This window comes from Desulfobacterales bacterium (assembly GCA_034003325.1).
Classification (GTDB): Bacteria; Desulfobacterota; Desulfobacteria; order Desulfobacterales; family JAFDDL01; genus JAVEYW01.
In genome coordinates this window covers 247,624-268,526 of the sequence record JAVEYW010000003.1, presented here as the reverse complement: position 1 = coordinate 268,526, position 20,903 = coordinate 247,624, and the positions used below count along the sequence as shown (strand labels likewise).

The following is a 20,903-nucleotide window of genomic DNA, read 5'->3' as shown; positions in this document are numbered from 1 at the left end:
TTAGGCCTTGACCTTCCGCGCGGCCCATTCCGCTAATTTTTCCCGGAATATTTTGGCGTTGTGACGAATATCGACCGGAAAGCCTTTATGAAAAAGGATGGTCTCGATTTGTCTGGTTAATACATGGGCTTTACTCGCTTGAAGCAGTTCCTCTTTTATAGCGGTTAATTCACGTCGAGACGGCTTATGCATCAGTTCAATGCAGATCACCGGTGTTTGATCGCCGACCAGCCCCACGCCCACCAGCGCGCTTCTGAACACACTGGGATGCCGATTAAAAACAGTCTCGCAGGGAATGGTATACAGCGGGCCTTCTTGGGTTTCCACCCGATGGCTTTTCCGGCCGCAAAACCAGATTCGACCGGCTTTGTCTTTCCAGCCAAGATCGCCCATTCGGTGCCAAAAGCCGTCCGCGTCGCGAATTTTGCCATCGGCATCCGCCTGGGGGTTTTGAAAATACGCGCGGGTAACCACGTCGCCCTGCACCACGATTTCACCAATGTCGCCGTCCGGCACTTCGAGCTCGTCCGTCCAGGTCTCAATGGGAAGATCCAGGATTCGAATGATTTTCAGTTGAATTCCATGGGCCGGAAGGCCGACGCAGATACCGAATCCTTTTTCACTCAGCATTGCGGTATCCATCAGAATTTCATAGGATCCGATGACGGCAACCGGCATCGCTTCAGTAGCGCCGTAAGGCGTGTAAATCTCTGCCGAGTCTTTCAGCAAAGCGGCGAAACGGGCGATATTATCCGAGGAGACCGGTGCGCCGGCGGATACGACGCGCCTGAGTGACGGCAATTGAAGCTGATGCTCTTCGCAATGCCGCCCGACCCGGTTCAGCAGGGCAGGGGAGGCGAAAATGCTGGTCACCCCATGGTTTTCAATGGCCTCCAAAATTCGATCCGGATTAACCTTTGCGGGGCGAGTGGGATCCATGTCAGGAATGATGGCGGTCATGCCCAGCGCGGGATCGAACAAGGCAAAAAGGGGAAAGGTCGGCAGATCAATTTCATCTTCACCGATCGTAAAACAAGCGCGAATGCTTTCGATCTGTGCGGCGAAGTTGCGATGCGTGTAAACGGCGCCTTTGGCGGGCCCGGTGCTGCCGGTTGTAAAAAGGATCGCGGCGGTGTCATCCGCATGAATGCCGGCTGGCATATAAGGTTGCCAGGGTCGTGAAGAAAGACTTTTATAGGTTTCCCCGCCCCAGAACCATTTACGGCCGACTGTGGCAACCCTGTCTACATTCTTAAAATATTTTGGAAACAGCACGCGTATCACATGGGCCAGGGAAATGCCGATGAAGGCTTCGGGCTCGGTTTCTCCCAGGCAGCGCAGCAATCGTGCGATGCCCATTCCGGGATCCACGACAACGGGAATGGCCCCAACCTTGAACAGCGCGAAGGTCAACACAAAGAATTCAATGCCGGGTTTGACCATCAGCACGGTTCGAACGCCGCGCTGAATCCCCATTTCTTCCAGACCAAAGGCCACCGTGTCGGATTCTCGGTCAAGCTGTTGAAAGGTCAGGTGAGAATAAGCTACCCGACCGCAGCGGTCCCTGCAGAAGGGAAAGACAACCGCACGCTTGTCCGGGTGCTTTTGGGCCATTTGTGTCAAGTATGAGGCGATATTGATTTCGCCTTCGTTCCTGCTTTTTTCCACGAGTTCGATCATCATAAGGCTCGGCTATTTTTTTAATTTGGCTTTTAGTTTTTGCATGAAAGTTTTTGGCGCCTCGATTTGAATTCGAGCGGTTTCGGTTTTGGCGGCCGCAATCACTTCTTCGGCGGCGCTCAAAAGGTCCGGTGTGTTAGCGGCCATCAACTCTTCGCCCTTTTCCCGGTTGACTGAATAGGCAACGTAGATGGGTTCAATGGTTTTTTCAATCTGTTGCAGAACTGAAAACAGGTCTTTCAGTGTTTTTTCCCAGAGGACTTTTTCGGCATGAACGATGCTTTTTTGCTGGGGATATTCGGAAGAAAGGGTCTCCAGTCTCGCCAGCTCCGTATGAATCAGAGCGATTTCCCGCTCTATTTCCAGCATGTTATTATAGAGTGCCGGCAGGGTGTTAAACGAAAACCGGATCACATCCTGTGTCAGATTGACATGGGGAAGAGCCGCTTTGGTCGGTCCCTGTTGCTTTTGCAATTTTGTTTGATAAACAAAAAACCCGCCGCCGCCCAATCCGATCAGCAACAGCAGAAAACCAATAACGAGAACAACGGCATTTCCGTGTTCATGATGGCCGAATCTCATTTTTCCCCCTCACCGTGTTCCGGACGGCCGCTTTGCAAAAGAAATGGTTTTACCAACCCGATAATTTTCTCCGGCTCATCCTCAAGAACGTAATGACCGGCGGTTTGAAAGAGGTGCGTTCGCACATCGGGAAATCTTCGTTGCCACTCGTTTAGATAATCGATATCAAAAACAAAATCATGCGCGCCCCAGCAGATTAAAAACGGAAGATGCGATAACCCGGTCAGACGCCGGTCAACCGATTCAACAATATCGTAACTTGCATCACTCGGCTTGACAGGAATTTCCAATACGAACTGCAATGTTGCGATACGGTTTTTCCAGGAGTTGTAAGGGGCAATCAGTCCGGCCCTGACATCCGCCGGAAGTGGTTTTTTGGGTGCCATGAACAGCGCGCCTGCGGCAAAGAGATTCAGGCCGAGCACGGCGGGAGTCGAAACCCACTTCAGATTCCGAATCAGCCGAAGCCTAACCGGCAACCGCTTGCCCTTGGGCGGCAAAAAGGCGGCTGTGTTCAACAGGACAATGCGGGCGATTCGATCGATATGGCGAACCGCCCAGGCCATGCCGATCATGCCGCCCCAGTCATGAAGGACCAGCGTGATTTTTTGATCGAAGGCCAGATGATCCATGAAGCGCTCAAAATCCGTCACCCGTTGGCCCAATGTATAAGAGTAAGCGCTGGCGGGTGGTTTGTCGGAAAGGCCGCAACCGATATGATCCGGCGCAATGGCGCGATGCGTCGAGGAGAGCGCCTGAATCAATCGACGGTAATAAAAGGACCAGGTGGGATTGCCATGCACCATCACCACCGGCTCGCCGGCGCCCTCATCCACATAATGATATTGAAATCCGCCATTATTCATATAATGGGGCGAAAACGGAAACAGCCGCTGATAAGACATCACCATTGAATCCCCAGCATCAGACAATTGAGGCCGCTGCCGATTCCCAGGAATCCCACCTGATCCCCCGGCAGCAGGAATTCTCGCTCATGCGCAATCGCGGCGGTGATGGGTAAGGAAACGGTTCCGATATTGCCGAGAAATTCGTAGGTTGTAAAATCTTTTTCTCTCGGGATGCCGATGGCATCCAAAATCGTATGTTGATGTGCGGCGCCGACCTGGTGACAGATGATCTTGTCCGGTTTGTCCTGAATGGACCAAGCCATCTCTTTCATAAAGGCTTGAAAGGTCTGAATGCCGAGGGTCACCCCGTTTTTTAATACCCCGACGGAGTCCGTTTCCATAATGAGTGGCATGCTGGCCGGAATGCCCGTATCCGGTCCCCATGTGCAAAGCCGGTGGTGTTCAGCAGCGCTTTTTGCCATGCCGCCGAGTAACTTATGGCCCAGCGGGGCCAGTGCGGCATCGCTCAGCAGCACGGCTACCGCACCGGAGCCGCCGGTAAGCGTGGCGATACATTTTTTAAGCGAATCCATATCCTTATTTGCCAAAAGCCGGTCAATGGTCGAGTCAACGATCCGGCGCGCGGATTCGCAGGATACCACCAATCCGGCTTTTATCTGGCCCAGTTCAATGGCATTGGCGATCTGCACCATGGCGTTTAACACGCCGAGACAGGCATTTGAGACATCGTAAAGGAGGGTGTTCGGGCCAAGTCCAAGACCGTGCGCCACGGCGCACGCGGTGGCCGGCTCAAGGTGATCCCGGCACACGCCGCCATAGACCAGCATGCCGATGTCTGAGGCATCAAGATTTGTTTGGGCAAAAGCCGTATCCATGGCCTGCCTGCCGGCGTGAATCGCTCCCCGGCTCATGGCATAGCCGGGATCCCACCAGCGACGCTCAAAAATGCCCGTGATGGCCGCAAGCTGCCCCTCCTTCAAATGAAGGGTTTCATATACCGGCAGCAGCCTTTTTTCAATATCATCCGAAGTGATGACATGAGGCGCCAGTTCATAACCAAAAGAAGCGATGTGTACGCGCGAATATTTCATACGTTTTACCGCCCGCCGGGTACAGGCCGCGCCGGGCTTTAAGGGGGGTTGCTTGTTGCGGATCAGAATGCATTGACCGGCAATAGTTCAATCCCGAAATGATCCATTTTATAAATGGGTAACCCATCCACTTTCAAATAGCCCCTTGCCGTGATGGAAGGCCGGGGCCCTTCCGTTATGTCCGTAATAACTGCCTCAACGGTAACGATGTTATTGCGGGGTGTGACCTGACCGCGATAAGTCCATTCCTGGGTGGATGGCGCCTGCAACGCCACCCGATGCGAATGTTTCAAATGGGGCCATTTTTCAAGCGCGGCAAAGCGAAGCAATTGAATAAACGACTCGATGCCAAGGGAGCCCGGACACACCGGATCCTGATAAAAATGGGCATCAAAAAACCATTCGCTCGGGTCCACACTTTTTTGAGCCTGCAGATAACCGAGACCGCTAGCGCCGCCCGTCGGGTCATATCGAAGCACCCGGTCGATCATCAACAGGGCTTTGGCCGGCATTTCCATTGAATGCTTATCGGGAAAAGCGGTTGTTACCCTATCATCCGGCCGCAGCGGGGGCAACACCGGCAGCGCTTTTTTTTGAAAATTTCCGGAAAACGCGCTGCCGTCCAAAGCCGGTATTTCCCCGAGCCCGACCTGTTGCGCCAGGGCGGCGGGGGTGAAAAATCCGAAATTCGTTTGCCCGCGATAAAAGACAATCCCTTCATGGGAAACCTCAAAATCAAAATGCTCGATGATCATGTCCCCGGCAATGGCGACCTTGGTGAGCCGGGATCGCGTGGTGAGGGTATGGCCGGCAGGGGAGACATCGCTTAGCAGTTCGGCCCGTCCATCCAGATTTCGAAAGCGTAGATCCTTATCGCTTTTTAACGCGGAGCCGGCGTAAGCAGCCAGCCACCCGCACGGTTGGAGCGCGATTTCAAGTAAAATGGAAATCGGCAGGGTCGGCGTGCGGTTTGCCGTAAAATACCAGGCTGTTTTCGGCACATCATACTCGGCAGTGATCCAACCGCCGGGGGTTAATTCCCAGGGCGGCGGCTCGGCTTTCGTGATACGGCTGATAAACGAAAAAGGCATTCTGGGCAAGCGGGCGATAAAGCGCTTGGAATCAAACGGGCGGTAAGGTTCTCCAAAGGCATCAGAAGGGTTGCCCGCTGAAAACGCCGCCACGTCGGCATCGTCAAATATTGGTTGAACCGGGTTGGATTCAGGCGCCCAGAAGGCGTCGATCTCTTCGCGGGAGACGCCGCTTAATTTCAGGGTCATGTCCTGAAACCAGACAATCCGCTGCCCGTCCGCGTACATCAGGGCATCACCAATTGCATACGGCTCGGGTCCATAGCCCAGTTCCTTGATTTCGATTTCGTAAATCACTTTTTGAGTTTCGGGCGTCACCGGTCCCCGGCATTTCAGGCGGCTTTGAATGCCGATGACCGGGGCATAGTGGGCCGTTTCCTTATCGGAAATCCATCCCATGCGCTGAAGAAATACGCGAAGGGTATGCGCGCAGCATTCATACATCAAGGTGCCGGGCATCACCCTGTCATCCACAAAATGACAGGTCAGAAACCATTTATCCGGTGTGATGTCCGCCTCGGCTCGAATCAATCCCAACCCGTACCGGCCGCCGGCCGGGTCCATGTGAAGGATACGGTCGATGAGCGTCATGCGACCACTGGGCAGACGCAGGGATGTGGGAAGCGTTTTTCCCGCAAACGCAGCGCCGAAGCAGGCGGCCGGATTTCCGTTTCTGAGGGCATTCACGGCGGCCTCATCATAGCTTTCCACGGCCATCGGGACCGGATAGGCCCAATCCGGCGGAAGGATGCCCGCCCGCGGCTGCGTTTCAGGTTCCGTAAAAATGATGCCGCCCGAGTTTTTGACCTCTTCGGCCGTAAAAAAGCCGGCGCAGCCGTTTCGCATACGGATCAACAGCTCGTCCCCGATAACCCCGTCGAAATGAAAAAAGAACAGGTAGGTGTCTCCATGACCGGCAAAGCGTTCGATGGTGATGTCATATCGAATGGTTTCACCAGGCTTCGGCAACTCTCTGAAAAATTCAACGACGGCATCCAACAGCCGGTAGGTTCGCTCGCCTTTGACATGAAGATCAATGCCCATATAGGCGCTCAGGAATAAATCGGCCTGGCCCGCTTCCACCGAGATGCAAACTGGCGCCCGTCCGCCATCCAGATACCACGCGCCGGGCAACACATCATGCTCGGTAACGATTTTGCCGGTGCCGAGAACCCCCTTTTCCCCTTCAACGGATAAAATGCGATCCACCAGCATCAGCGGCTCGTTCGGCAGCCGGACTCTGGCACGATAGGTGTCCACCGGCGCGAACAGGGGGCCGAGCACCTTTTCAACCGACCCCACGGCAAACTCCAGGCACATTTCTCTTGAAAAGGCGATCGGACCATCGGATTGCAACGCTAAAAGAAGCGGTTTGGGTTGAAGCGGCTCCATTTCGTTTGCGGACAACCGGCCGTTTTGCGAACGGGGCGTATCGGAAATCAGGGCTTCAAACAAGTTCATCTGGTAGGCATAGGTTTCCGCGAATGATGTTGTTAACTCGTTTGAAAGATCAAGGAAGGTTTCATGCGCCCGCGCGGTGGCAACCGCCTGTTGTTCCATGGCTGTTGCTAGATCATAAAAAAAGGCCGGCTGTTCGGGTTCGGCGGACTTGCCATTGGTTGTCGCCATGTTTTTGATATCCGCAGGTTGCGCGGGTGACCCCTCCGGTGAAAGATTTCCGGGTCGCTGAAGGGTTCGCATTTCGTTTAAGGCTGCTTGCTTTCGCGGGCCAACGGCCGGCAAGCGTATCTCGTCCCCGACCGGACGGACGATAACATGCCGTTTGTTTTCACTGCGCAGAAAATTCGATTGCGGCGCAAATGCATGCTCACCGTAAAGACTGGATAGGTTCAGCGGAATGTGTTCGGTGATCAGCGTGGCGAGGCACTTAAGAACGCTCAGAATTTCATCTTCCCCGCGTGTGCAGGCCGATACGGCCACATGCGCCTTATCCCGGAGAATGCGCTGAATCATGCGCGAACAGGAATGATGCGGCCCCAATTCGAGAAAGACGCGAACGCCGTTTTCATAAGCGGCTTGAATCGTTTTTGTAAAATCAAAGCCATGCAGCGCCTGATCCAGAATGGACTGGGCCGCGCGCTTCGTGTTGGGCGCATAGCGGCGCCCCTGAGCGCAGCTATAAAACCGGACATTCGGAACCATCGTTACGGGAAACAGATGAAGATCGCGATAGGCTTCCGCCACCGGGGTGACGGCATCACAGTGCACCGTTACCACGCCCTCGATAAACACCGCCTCGCATGCCAGCGCCTGAATGAGAGCCAACACATCCGGTTTGCGTCCGCCGATGACGCATTCCTCGGGCGTGTTCACGATGAGAAGCCTTGCAAACGGGTATCGGGGCAGCAGGGTTTTGACGGCGTCGGCCGGCTGATTCACCGCCGCCACATACCAGTCAAAGGGCTCTGAATCCGGAATTTTCCATGCGGCGTGCCCTGCTTTGCACGGGCCGCCCAACTGCGTGGAAAATAAATCGGTGTGCTGCATTCTTTTCAGCATTTCGCCACGATCCTGCCACACCCCCAGGGCGAAGTTACCTGCGGTTTCGCCCAGGCTGTAGCCGATGACGGCATCGGGCTGAATGTCAAAGCGGCGGATCAAATCGGACATCACGCCGCCGTGCATGACCTGGCCGAATATCATGTGGAGCGGGTTTTCCGCCAGCCGGTCGCCGGCTTCTGTTTCCCACCCTTTCCGCCAACACGACCGCTGGGGCACATAAAGGTGCGGCAGCATCTGGTTTTTCAGCTGGTCCGTATTCGCGTCCATGGCACGCAGTACCTCGGGAAAATGAGCGCCGATCTGCCTTCCCAATCCGATCGAGTGGTTTCCGGACCCCGGAAAAACAAAGGCAACCTCACCGGCGTTGCCCATGGGCGAAGTCGTGTATGCCACACCGCCCCATCGGGTCATGACGCTGTTGGTGTTGGAACGTACCGCTTCAATTGCCTGAGAAACGTATCGGGTCAGATTTTCTTTCGTATCGGCGATCAGCGCGAGCGCCAGTTTTTTCCGCGAATGCGGCGCGCTGATCGGGTGCCATTGGGTTGCCAGGGCTTCAAGAGGGGTTTCAGCGGATGCACGGCTTAAAAAATGGGTGTTGAAATCGTTAAGTGCCGATTGCAACTGATTTTCGTTGTCGCCGTACAGGGCAAAAAGACCGAACGGTTGATAGCCTAAGGGGCGTTTTTTCTCAAGTTGCCCTGCTTTATTTTCCACTCTTTCCGGCGGACCGGACAACAACACATGCGCGAAATTGCCGTCTTTTGTCATGGTTGACGTGCACGCCGAACGAGGACCTTCCATGCGGTTTCGTGCCCAATATTGGGGAAAAGCGGGAAAAAAGACCGGGTCGTTATCCGCAACCTCAGGGGCCGGGCAAACAAATTCACCGGTTGGCGGCAATATTTCCTGATACAGGCATAAACAGGATGTCACCACGGAGGCGAGCCCCGCGACAGCGCCGGTGTGTCCGATAACGGGCGATACAGCACCGATGGCGGAAAGCGATGGGCCGGATGCGGGCGTTGTGCCTTCTAAAAAGGAATGCAGGGCGTTCAATTCAAATCGGTCTTCAACCGGGTCGCCCGTTCCCAGCATTTCAACCAGATCCAAGTGCGGCCGGGAATCATCTGCGGAACGGCCCGCATCGGCCAGGCATCTTTCAAGGGAGCGGTGAAAGGCATTCGGTTGCGGCAAAAAAGAGTCCGTTGAGCCGGTCGCACCGCCGATGCCGTCGATGACGGCATAGATTCGATCGCCTTCCGCCACTGCCTGGTCCAGTCGTTTGACGACCAGCGCCACGGCCCCTTCTCCGGGAAGTATTCCATCCGCCTGCCGGTCAAAGGATTGAACCCTTCCTTTTTCGGAAAACGCCCGAAAGGCTGATGTCTGCACGATATGACGCAGGTCCCCGGTCATGTCCACGGCGCCGACGAGCATGGCATCGGCCTCGCGCAACTGAAGCGCCCGCATGGCAACTTCAAGCGCCTTGATGCCCGAGGCCTCCTCGCACGAAACGACAAAGCTGGGGGCGCCGAAGCGAAATTCCTTGGCGATCCGGCTGGCCACCATGCTGCCCAGCGCACCCAGCGTGCGAGCGGAAGTCAGCGGCGGGGCGCACCCATCCTTAAGATGGGAGGGGTCATCGCTGCCCGTAACCGGCGCGGTCCAGCGCAAATGAAAATTGGTGGCCTCCATGTCAAAGCCCATGCCAATGACGGCGCCCATAGTCGTCCGATCGGCGCGAAGCGAAAGGCCCGCATTCAAAAGCGCCTCCGCGGCGGTGTTCAGCATCAGAAGATGCTGGGGGATGATGTCGGGTAGCTCATTGGGCGGGATGTGGAACCGGCTGATGTCGATGGGGACTTCGGACACGAAAGCGCCTTTTTCGCCGAGGCCGCGCCATTCACTGAAAACAAACCGGTCCATGCCTTTCCATCGGTGGCCGGGTCGCTGAACAAAGGCGGGGGTGCCGTTGAATACCGCTTCTTGAAATTCTCTGAGCTGTTGCAAGGGGCCGATGCTCGCCGCCATCCCCACGACGGCGATGGGCGCGTTACGCTTCGGTGAACCCGAGGGCGCTTCGGTTCGGCCGCTGAATGCATCCGGAGAATATTCCTCAACGAGCAGATGCGCGTTGATGCCGCCGAAACCAAAGGCGCTGACGGCGGCGCGCCTGGGTGTTCCGGGTGCCCGATGGGGCCATGGCTGCGCCTCTGTCGGAACATAAAACGGTCCGTTTTCCAGCGGGCTTTTTTCAACGGGATGTTGATAATGCAGGGTCGGCGGTAACATGCCGTGCTGCATGGAAAGGAGGACTTTGATCAATCCCGCGGCCCCCGCAGCAGTCAATAAATGGCCGATCATGGATTTGACGGAGCCGATGGCGCACGGGTTTCGGGAACCGGGAATCGTTTCCCGGAGGCGGGACAGGCTTTCCAGTTCAACCGCATCCCCGATCGGTGTTCCCGCACCGTGGCATTCGATGAGATCCACATCCGATGGGGACCACCCGGCCATCGCATAGGCCGCGCGCATAGCGCGAAGTTGGCCCTCGGCATTCGGTGCCAGAAGATTGCCGCCGATATCGTTTGAAAGCCCGAATCCGCGAATGACTCCCCAAATGTTGTCACCGTCGCGCTGAGCGTCCGACAATCGCTTGAGCACGAGAATGCCGCAGCCTTCTCCCACCAGAAGGCCGTCTGCGGATTGATCAAAGGGCGCGCACCGGCCGCTGGGGGATAACGCCCTTAACTGACTGAAGCCGATTTGGGTGTAAAGGCTGTCCGGCCTGGAAACGCCGCCCGCCAACATCATTTCGGCGCGATGGGATTGAAGCTCATCGCAGGCCAACTTGATCGAATACAGGGAAGAGGCGCACGCGGCATCCAGTGTAAAGGTGCCGCCGCCGAGCCCGAAAGCCTTCGCCAGTAGGGCGGCCGGAAAACTCGTTACCTTCGCGCCGATGGCCTTTGATATTATCCTTCCAGGGGCTGAAGATGCCGAAGCGGAAAGGGTGTGTTCGTTTTTGTTGAGCGCGTTGGAAATGGCCGGTTCGAATACGAATCGCGCAAAACCGGAGGCTGATTCCGTGGGCAATGCGATGGCGGCCAGAATAACGCCGGTTTTTTCCCTGGCGATAAGACCGGTGTCCTTGTGCGGTTTGATACCGGACAGGGCGGCGCGGCCGGTATGCAGCACCAACCGATGCATCGGATCAAGGGCCTTGATCGAATCGGAATCCAGTTCGATGCCGTCTGAATTCAGGTGAAAGTCTTTGATCAGGCATGCCCGTGAATGAAAGGCCTTGTCCGGTTCGGGGAAATTCTTAACAACGGTATCGGGCCTCACAGCCCAACGATCGGCAGGTACCGGTTCCGCGGTGTCCACTTTCTGAATAATATTTTGCCAGAATCGGTCCACATCGGTGGCACCCGGAAAGACTCCGGCTATGCCGACAATGGCGATGAGTGGTTTTTGAGTCATGAAATGTAACGCCGGTTTGATCCTACATCAATAAAGGTTGAAGTTGAGATGCCCGCCACAATTTAAGTTGATTTTTATAACCGAGGAAAACCGATAAGGCAAGGAATGGATATGATCGAATTGGTTTATTGAGGTCGGTGTCGGTCAACTTAAGGGAACGGAAAGTGATTGATGGCATTGCAGGATTTATAAAGAGATAAGAACTCGCTTTTTATAAAAAAAATATTGACAATCGCAATAGCTAATCGGGCTGAAGCCTACCCCAACATGTTGGGATAGGCTTCAGCCCGATAAAACCCGATAAAAAAGAGCGGATCAATTAAAGAGGAATTAGGTCTCCGCAATCCAAATAGCGGTGAATGACATCCATGACATGGGAACGCCAAAATCCAAAATGAGGTGCATACCGGTCGTCCCAAAGCTGATCCAATTCTTCAAAATGATTTTATATCCTAGCATATCGCAAAATCGCCCGATTCACCAAAAGGATTTTTCCCCTTTGGATCCGCCATGGCAGTTCCAAACTGCCCAGGGTTCGATTTATCTTCTTCGTTTTCCCTGACCATGGCTAAACCCCCGTCAAATGGTTAACCGCAACGTATTCCTTCAGCGCTTCATAGAGATAATAGGGGTGGCGCTGCCCGAAAAAATTTCGACGACCGCTGCCTATGTCTCTAACTTTTTTGTGGCTTGGTCCGGCAGGAATTCGCAGGGGTTGACACTAAAATTCATGCATCATGACAGGAACGAATGCCCTGTCGGACCTCGTGCATTCCTTTAAAAAATTAAACAGGCGAAGAGGTGAACCAGTTTGAAACCCAAATGCTGGTACCTGTTCACCGGACGCCTAATTTACATGCACACCTAATATGTGCACCACGCCAACTCAATAGGACTTTTCGTCGGCTCCACATCGATAACCCTTAATCGTCCCGTATTATAATCAATAAAGCCGGTGATCGCTATCGGTTCGCACATTTTCATCACATTCAGCGGTTTGATCGTATCCTTGTCCCCAATCAGACGAAATTGTCCGATAGCAGATCGTGTGAGTGCGCTCCAATCATTGCCTAAAGCGTAGGGGGAAAAGGTATTCGTACGAACATCGGTGATGCCCAGGTACCAACTCTGATCACCATACTGTAACGCGTAAACATTGGAATCGTGCTGCTGATCGGCCGGAAGAAGCGTACCGATCAATTTAATATACTGGTTTGCTGCCATGCCCGAGCCTGTAATGAGCCACACAAAAAGGAAGGCTGATAGAATGGCAAACATCATAAATTTTCTGTTTTTATATTTTAAAGATTCCATGATGCACCTCAACTTTATTGGATTGATAGCCGGTTTTAACCAACCTTGTTCAAAAGGCCATTTAAAAACCTTAAATCTCCTAAAATGGCACCTGTTTAGACAGTAAAACAACATTGGACATTGTCAAATCACGAATTACGGGCGAAAAGCGTTCTGTTTGCACTTTCAACCCGAACCCGGTAAAAGAAGGGCAACCGTTTGTGACGGGAGGCTTTTAAAACAAGCACCGGTAAATTGAAAACGGCCTTGGATGAAACGCGCATCAGGAAAGTTCGCAGGCCGGGGATATGTGGAAAGCGCTTCGCTCGGAGATCATAGATCCCTTGTTCCTGGACTGATTTCAGTATTCAACAGAATTAAACGGCCATCACCGGGCCTACGGGCCCTCGAAGACATTGACCCTGAAATGGTAAAATCCATGGCGGTCCTGTATTGGCAGGGAGGCGATGAAGGCATTGAAAACGAGGCCTTCCATCAGGCCGACGCGCTGATTCTCTTTGGGGGGCTTAAAGCCTGCAACGCGCTTCTGGAGCGGGTGCCCCGCAGAATTCCGGTGCTGGTCCACGGCCATAAAATGGGACGGGGCGTCATCGGCAAGAAAAGGATGACCCGCGCCACCGTAACGGATCTGGCAGCAGCGGTTGCTTATGATGTTGCCATGTTCGACCAGCAGGCGTGCCTGGCTCCCCATTGCTATTATATCGAGGACGGCGGCGAGGTGTCCGCCATTGAATTTTCAAAGGTTATGGCGGACGCCCTGGCCGACATGAATCAAAAAATGCCTCGCGGCGCGCTCTCCACCGGGTAGGCTTCAGCCCGATAAAACCCGATAAAAAAGAATTGACGACGTGCGGGTCCAACCTATATGCGTTGACAGTTAAATTGCAATAGTTATACGGTGATTTATAACACGGGAATGAAGGATAGGGTACTGCAAGAAACCGGATTCAACCGTCGCGACAGCATGGCACATTCGGTAAAAAAGAAATGCCGGCCTGGCACAATCTGAACCCCGCCATCCAACAAAATATTACGGCAGAAGCTCAAAGGCCCGGAATACCGATTTCAAATAGGCATTGTCGTTGTTGAGCCGGGGACGGCTGTAGGACGGATGACATCCCATATGGAGAAAGGAAAGGGGGCTCACCATGCCGTATGAAGATGACTTTTACAAATTAACAAACGTTGTCGGCTATACCGGTGACTTAATTAAACGAGAGGGGTCGTTATATTTTGAAGACTCGGCACAAAACAAATATGGTCGAATTACTTTCGGGCACTCGGATGCAAACAATAACGGCAGAGGAACAGTGCAAACAAAGCAAAATTATAAAAGAAAAAACATGTTTATAGACATGAAGAGATTTGAGTATACCCTGGACCCGATCGATAATATTACCGCCAAATTTAGAGAAGGCAAATTCAAGACGAAGGTTCAGATCGAATACGAGGACGGACAAGCAACGCATGTAAGCCGTGGCCAGTTTATAAAATTAAGCGCTAAAGAATTAGGTTTAAACAGGGCGCCGATCCTATACATTCTCAGCCACTATCCGGATCAAAAACCAAATCGTCTCGGATGAGCGAGAGACAAGAACTCGATTTTTGTTAAGAAAAATATAGACAATTGCAATAGCTAATCGGACTGAACACACCCCAACATATTGGTGTGGGTTTCAGGCCGATTATACCCGATAAAAAAGAGCGGCGAAATTAAAGAGGAATTAGGGTGCTGTTGATTGGATATTACAGGAGTTGGTTATGGCCGGGCTGTTTTTGGGTGTAGCCGCTCCTTAATCCTTTTAAACTATTTTGAAAAATACTTAGTTCCAGTCGTCATAAGCACATTGGGAGTCCGAATTGTCATAGGTTAATTCGGGGATATAGGATGGACTTTCAGGCGGCGGATCATGATTCCGCGTATCCCATAGATTCAGATGCGGTAAAATTTTTTGTCGGAACGAAAGCAACCGTCTGACACGATGGCATGCAAATGGGGATTGAAATATAAAAAATTACCGTAAGTGTGCACAGCTATACTGGCCCCGGGAACGGCATCGTCATCAAGCACGGCCGATTTTAAATAGGGACGAATCACGTTCCAACCGCATTTGCTTAACTTTGCCAGTAATCTGCGATCGTATATAAAGTAGATCCGTAATCTTTTGGGTTTGCTAAAAACCCATTGCCGGTGCGGAACATCCTTCAAAGCATTCGTCAACAACCACTCGCCGTATTCAACCACTCTGTTCTGGTGGCAGGAAGGACAAAAATGCCGCCGCTTGCAAGAAAATGCCAATAAATACTCATCACCACTTCCGTACAGTTAACTCTTGCGGATCCACAATGCAGGTCTCCGCAATCCAAATAGCGGTGAATGACATTCATGACATGGGAACGCCAAAATCCAAAATGAGGTGCATACCGGTCGTCCCAAAGCTGATCCAATTCTTCAACCGGTTGACTGCGGCTATTCCGGGGTCTTGTCCTTAATAAGTTCCAGGTTCCACTACTTGGCTACTCCATGAGTATAATAAGGAAGACGCCTGAAAAATATTGCCAGATCATCCAGCAGGGAATAGACCACCGGCGTGATGACAAGCGTCATGACGGTGCCGACAAGCAGTCCGAATCCTGCGGCCGTGCCAAGGGGAGACATTCGTTCCAGGCCTACAGCGGTTTCGTAGATGATGGGCAGCATTCCCACGAAAGTGGAGATGGTGGTCATGAGCACGGGACGCAGGCGAAGGCGGACCGACTGCTCGAGAGCGCTTTGGCGGTCCATGCCTTCGGCTCGTGCCTGCCGAATGAAATCGATGAGAAAAATTGAATTGTTGATGACAATGCCGGCCAGGAGCAACAGTCCCATAATGGCCGGCATGCACATGGGTTTCTGATAGAGCAACAGGCCCCAAAGAGATCCGATGATGGCCAGGGGAATGGCCACCAGAATGGGGATGGGAAGCAGAAAAGACCGGAACATGCCCACCAGCAGCACCACGAGAAAGATTATTCCGATGCCCACGGCCTTCATGACCCGGCCCATGCTGTCCTTCATTTCCGCGGCTGTGCCGCTCATGGTCATATCATAGCCGCCGGGCCATTTCATATCAGCGAGACGGGTATCGATCTCTGCCAATACCTGGGTGATCCGCCGGGTCTGGTTGTATCCGGTAAGATCCAGCGTGTTTTGCAGATGCTCGCGGGTGATGACGGTCTGGCCCCGGTTTTCGGAAACGGCGGCGATAGCCCGCAGCGGAATTTTCCCTTTCGGGGTATCGATGTCGATATCGGACAAAAGAGTAGGGGAGGCCACCCATGCATCGGCTAAGGAAACACGAATGGGAATATCCAGAAACCCTTTAAGACGAAAGCCTGATGCCGGAATGCCGTCCACGGCCGCCTGCATTTGACGGGCGACCTCCGCCGGCGTGACGCCGAAGCGCAGAGCTGTTCGGGAATCCACGGAAATATTGACTTCCGGTTTGTCCGGCCACCAGGTGCGGGTCATGTCCAGAAGGCCGGGGACGCCCTCAAGACGTTTTTCGACTTGCGCAGCCAGATGTTGCAGCACCCGGCTGTCGCGTCCGTGAAGGACGATATCGATGGGAGCGCGAGATGTGGACATGGGTGTGGCGCCGAATTCATAGACCTGGAAAGAGCGTATTCCCGGCATCCGGCTCAAATGGTCGCGCCATTGGTTACCGATTTCCCAGATACTTTCAGATCGTTGATCCCGGGTGACGAGCGTGACGGTGATGAGAACGCTCTGGGTGGTCTGCCCGCCGCCACCAAAGGAAATCTCCCCCGGTTCGGATCCGACAACAGAGGATATCATGCGCACCGATGCGGTCTTTTTCAGAATCGCTTCCACTGCGGAAAGCCGCCGCTCCATTTCTTCGATGGAAGTGGCTGGCGGCATTTCAAAAAACACTTTCGCGATGCCCGTATCCATGGGCGGCATCAATTCCCGACCGATCACCGGAATGACGGTTCTGGCTGTCAGAATCAACGCGGCTATGACCAGGAACAAGGCCGCCAATCGCCACTTCAGAGCGGTTTGGAGCAGTCGCACATAGCCATCGGCCAAGGAATTCACGATGCGACCGAAGGGGCGCGCCAGCCGCTCGATCCAATTGGGGGTCCGGTCCGGCCGCACCATCTTTCGGGCGATAAGCGGTACGATGAAAACGGCTGAAAGCAGGGACCCCACGAGAGCCAGCGACAGGGTGAGGGTGAATTGCCGAAGCACCTTTTCCACATAGCCGCCGGCGAACATGATGGGAATTAGCATTGCCACGGTGGTTAACATTCCCGCCGTGATGGCCGGCAAAATTTCACCAACGGCCCCTTCCACTCGCGGCCGGGTGTCGGCCCCCCCCGACTGGCCGGAATGCCGGTGAATATTTTCCAGAACCACCACCGTGGCATCCACGACCATGCCGGTGGCGATGATCAAGCCGGACAGGGTTACAACGTTCAGCGTGTAGCCGGTAAAACTCAGGGCTGCCAGCCCGAAGAGAAAGGAAAGGGGGATGCTGATGAGTGAGATGAAGGAAGCCCGCAGATCCGCCAGAAAAATGAAAATAATCAGGACGGTGAGGCCGATGGCCATAAAAAGGGATTGGCGCATCCCCTTCGTGTTCCGCTCGATGAGGGGAGCCTGATCATCGGTGATTTCAAAATGAATGCCGGGCCATTGGGCCATCATTTGCGGTAGGGCACGCTTGACAGCGGCAATGGCGGCCATGGTGTTACCGCCTTCGGCCCGCAACACATTGACCGCTATGGCGGCCCGGCCGTTACCATGGTAAAGGCTTCGCGGGTCCTGAATGCCGAGCGTTACTATTCCCACATCGGAAAGACGAATATAAAGATCCCGTTTTTGGCACACCACCAGGTTTTCCAATTCATTTAGGTTTTTGAACTCACCTATCGTTTTGATCAGAAGCTCACTGTCGGGCCGATAAATCAGTCCGGCCGGGGCGGTGATATTCTGCGACTGAATGGCCGAGACAATTTTCTCCGCGCTTAGACCATACGCTCGAAGCCGGTCCTTGTTGAGCTTCACATTGATCTGAAGCCGGCTTCCCCCAAAGGTGTCCACATCCGCCACCTCTGAAAGGCTCAGAATGAAATCCTTTATATCGTTGTCGGCCAGGAGGCGAATCTGTGCCAGGGATAAGGGGCTGCCGGGTTTAGGGGATAAGGCCAGGGTCAGCGTGGGGCGCGTGGCGTCGGTGATTCGGTAGATACGCGGTTCCAGAATATCATTCGGCAGGTCGGCCCGAATGCGGGAAATGGCGTTCTGAACATCCACAACGGCCTCACCGATGGGCTTTTCATAAAAGAATTCAGCGGTAATGGCAGATACCGCGTCTCTGGATGTGGATGAGACCTTTTTTAGCCCTGAAAGGCTGGAGAGCTCCTTTTCTATGATTTCGGTGATGCGCCGGGCCATATCGGCGGCGGCCGCACCTGGCTCCACCGTTACCACCGCCACCTGGGGGGGACTCGTGTCCGGAAAATATTCCACCGGCAGTGTGAAAAAGGCCTTGATCCCCATCACGGCCACCAGCAGGGCGCAGACCAGCATGAGCCAGGGATTTTCCAGCGCAAAGCGGTGCGGTTTCATAAAGACACCGCCGCGTTTTCATGAAGCCGAACCCACTGCAGGTATTCCCCGACGGCAACGGCCTCTCCGGCCTCCAACTCCCCCAGAATCAGGGCTTGATCGTTATGACACAAGTCCAATTGGACAGGTACCCCTTGCAGGCGTCCTTCTCGAACAACATATACCATGCTGCCGCCCGCCGGCGTTGGCACTATGGCGGTTTGGGGCACGATCAGGCCGCGGCTTTCCCTAACGACCACTTCTATCGGAACCAGGCTGCCCACCTTCAGTTTTTCGGAGCATGGACAAAAAAGATCGATTTCCGCCCGAACGGTTTGATCTAATTCCAGGGAGGGAAAAATCCGGGTTACGGTGGCGGTTTGCCTATTGGCCGGAACTGGAATGGACCACTGAATACGGACCGTTTGTCCGGCCTGAATCAAAGCCAAATCGTCCTCTACCAGTTCGAAAGCAAGCCGGAAGGAGGAAATATCCATCATGTTGAAAATGGGCTTGCCGGGCATGGCCATATCACCCAGCTCGGCATACCGTTTTTGGATGGTTCCGGGATAGTCGGCCCGGATGGTTGCGTAGCTGAGCCGGGTTCGAGCCTCAGCCAGTTGAGCCTTTAGGGCGGAAATTTCCTTTTTGATGCTACGAACGGCCTCTTCTGCTTGTAAGGTTTGACTTCGTGCTTCATCCAATTGGTTTTGACTGGCCTCCAGCGTCGAAGCACTGATGCCTTTTTTATCAAAAAGACGCTTATCCCGCTTGTTTTCCCGTTCCGCATAGGCCAGGTTGCTTCGGGCGGCATCGGCGCCGGCCTTCGCGCCGGCCAAGCGTGCCTTTCCAGCCTCGATGGTGGCTTCGAGGCCGGTGATTTGCGCCCGGACATCCCGGTCATCCAAGCGTGCCAGAACATCCCCTGTTGCCACGGTATCCCCTTCGTCCATTTCGAGAGAGACGATTCTGGCATTGATCTTGGGGGCAATCTCCGCCATGGACACCGCTTCCAGCCGGGCCAGATACCGAAGGGAGCGGGAAAGATTTCCTTCCCTGACGATCGCAGTCTCCACAGGGGAAGGCCGGGCCTGCCAGACAGGCGCAGCCGCCAGTTGCTTTTTCGCCTTGTGCAATGCCATGGCCAGGCCTACCACGATAACGAAGAGGATCAGAATCGTTACAACCCGGCCGGAAATGCGTTTCATTCCTTATTCCTTTCCTGTTTCAGCCACCGGCCATAAGGGGGTGCCTACGGCCCGGCGCCATTCAACCCGAGCCAGAAGATAGTCCATGACAGACTGGGAATGGGCTACCTCTGCCGCAAGCGTGGCGGCCTGGGCGTCTAGCAGGTCATTGATACTGCTTTTGCCGTCTTCGTTTTTGGCCTGCTCAATGCGAAACGTCTCGCTGGAGAGCGTCATGTTTTTTCGGTTCACTTCCATTCGTTTCAGGCTGTCGGTGAGCCGCGCCAGGGACTGCTCGAGATCGGTTTCAATCTTCAGCGTTACGGCTCTGTGGCGTTCATCGGCCTGCTTGCGCCGGATTTCCGCTTGCCGCAACCGGGCTATGTTGGCACCCCCGTGAAACAGGGGAAGATTAACCTGAAGTCCGGCGGACCAGGCATCCTCATGATCGTCGTCAAAGGGAATGGCGGCTCTCAAGCTGTAGGTTCCAAATCCGTCTACCTGCGGAAGAAAAACAGCTCGCGCCGCTTTAACGCCGGCTTTGGTTCGGTCAAGTTCCAGACGCGCGGCAGCCAGTTCCGGCCGTTGGTTTTCGGCGCGCTTGCGGGCCAGCGCCATATTCGGCAGCTTGGTCGGATGTGCTTTCAGTTCGCCCCGAATGTCAACATCGATCAGATTTGCCCGGTCCATGCCCATCAGTTGTAAAAGGGCCGCGATGAGCGCTTTCCGGTCGGCTTGAATGCTGGAAAGCTGTTGTTCGATCTGGGCCAGACGGACATCGATTTTCATCACATCCACCGGTGCGACCCTGCCCACCTCCAGTTGAAGCCGGGTAGTTGTCTTATGGGCTTCAAGGGCCTGCATGGAAGCCATCGCCGACCGCTGGACCTCATCTATTTGAAGAATTTTGTAGAATACGGCATGAAGGTTTAGAATCAGGTCCTGACGGGTGCCTTTCCATATTTCCATCGCTTGCAGGCGCCCCAGTTGGGCAATCGCGAGTTCGGCCCGATGTTGTCCGCCTTGGTAAACGGGTAACCGGAACACAATACCCGTTTCCAGCAAGTCCCGATCAAAGACGCCCGGTTCGTTATTTTCATGCGCCTGCGTCACCCGCATGGGGTACTCAAAGCGGGTGTATCCGGACAGGGCGTCAATTCGGGGCAAAAAGGCCGAACGAGCCAGGGAGATTGCTTCGGCCTGAAAGGCTTGCTCCCCGTATGAGACCTTCAATTCCGGACTGTTTTCAAGCGCGGTTTCGATACAGGCGTTCAAGGTCATGGATTGAGTGTCCGGAGGAGCCTGACTCGCTGAAGCGATCCACGGTGTCAGGAAGGCCATACCCGAAAAGAGAATCCATTTCGTGATCAATTGATATGCCACATATCTCATCGTCGGGCACCAATGAAAAGCAGCCAGCATGTTTTTTAACATGAAGTTCCCCGTTTACTCTACGTTATCTTTTG

The 20,903-nt window shown here is 54.1% G+C and carries 12 protein-coding genes; 2 read left to right on the top strand and 10 right to left on the bottom strand.

The window, feature by feature from the left end; all coding sequences use genetic code 11:
- The 6 genes from RBT11_04820 to RBT11_04795 form a co-directional block, all read right to left on the bottom strand.
- Positions 1–1,683, bottom strand: a complete 1,683-nt coding sequence (locus RBT11_04820) for a fatty acid CoA ligase family protein (GenBank protein ID MDX9786069.1) — start codon at positions 1,681–1,683, stop codon at positions 1–3.
- 9 nt (positions 1,684–1,692) lie between these two features.
- The gene (locus RBT11_04815; protein ID MDX9786068.1) at positions 1,693–2,262 is read right to left on the bottom strand and encodes a hypothetical protein; all 570 of its coding nucleotides are present in this window, start codon (positions 2,260–2,262) and stop codon (positions 1,693–1,695) included.
- Positions 2,259–3,173, bottom strand: a complete 915-nt coding sequence (locus RBT11_04810) for an alpha/beta fold hydrolase (protein ID MDX9786067.1) — start codon at positions 3,171–3,173, stop codon at positions 2,259–2,261. The genes RBT11_04815 and RBT11_04810 overlap by 4 nt, the downstream gene beginning before the upstream one ends.
- Positions 3,167–4,222: a 3-oxoacyl-ACP synthase III gene (locus RBT11_04805; GenBank protein ID MDX9786066.1), complete on the bottom strand. Its 1,056-nt coding sequence runs from the start codon at positions 4,220–4,222 to the stop codon at positions 3,167–3,169. Before RBT11_04805 ends, RBT11_04810 begins: the two co-directional genes overlap by 7 nt.
- A gap of 62 nt (positions 4,223–4,284) precedes the next feature.
- Positions 4,285–11,322 (bottom strand): beta-ketoacyl synthase N-terminal-like domain-containing protein, encoded by a 7,038-nt coding sequence (locus RBT11_04800; protein ID MDX9786065.1) that lies wholly within the window; start codon positions 11,320–11,322, stop codon positions 4,285–4,287.
- 864 nt (positions 11,323–12,186) lie between these two features.
- The gene (locus RBT11_04795) at positions 12,187–12,636 is read right to left on the bottom strand and encodes a hypothetical protein (GenBank protein MDX9786064.1); all 450 of its coding nucleotides are present in this window, start codon (positions 12,634–12,636) and stop codon (positions 12,187–12,189) included.
- A gap of 250 nt (positions 12,637–12,886) precedes the next feature.
- On the opposite strand from RBT11_04795, the gene RBT11_04790 reads away from it, so the two are divergent.
- Both RBT11_04790 and RBT11_04785 read left to right on the top strand, forming a co-directional pair.
- Positions 12,887–13,444: an acyl-CoA reductase gene (locus RBT11_04790; GenBank protein MDX9786063.1), complete on the top strand. Its 558-nt coding sequence runs from the start codon at positions 12,887–12,889 to the stop codon at positions 13,442–13,444.
- Positions 13,445–13,784: 340 nt separating this feature from the next.
- Positions 13,785–14,219, top strand: coding sequence for a hypothetical protein (locus RBT11_04785; protein ID MDX9786062.1), 435 nt, complete (start codon positions 13,785–13,787; stop codon positions 14,217–14,219).
- A 350-nt stretch (positions 14,220–14,569) separates the two neighbouring features.
- Here RBT11_04785 and RBT11_04780 read toward each other — a convergent pair whose 3' ends face one another.
- The 4 genes from RBT11_04780 to RBT11_04765 form a co-directional block, all read right to left on the bottom strand.
- A complete protein-coding gene (locus RBT11_04780) occupies positions 14,570–14,935 on the bottom strand; it encodes a transposase zinc-binding domain-containing protein (protein ID MDX9786061.1) in 366 nt (121 codons plus the stop codon).
- 210 nt (positions 14,936–15,145) lie between these two features.
- A complete protein-coding gene (locus RBT11_04775; protein ID MDX9786060.1) occupies positions 15,146–18,271 on the bottom strand; it encodes an efflux RND transporter permease subunit in 3,126 nt (1,041 codons plus the stop codon).
- Positions 18,268–19,458: an efflux RND transporter periplasmic adaptor subunit gene (locus tag RBT11_04770; GenBank protein MDX9786059.1), complete on the bottom strand. Its 1,191-nt coding sequence runs from the start codon at positions 19,456–19,458 to the stop codon at positions 18,268–18,270. Before RBT11_04770 ends, RBT11_04775 begins: the two co-directional genes overlap by 4 nt.
- 3 nt (positions 19,459–19,461) lie before the next feature.
- Positions 19,462–20,871, bottom strand: coding sequence for a TolC family protein (locus RBT11_04765; GenBank protein MDX9786058.1), 1,410 nt, complete (start codon positions 20,869–20,871; stop codon positions 19,462–19,464).
- Positions 20,872–20,903 lie beyond the last annotated feature (32 nt).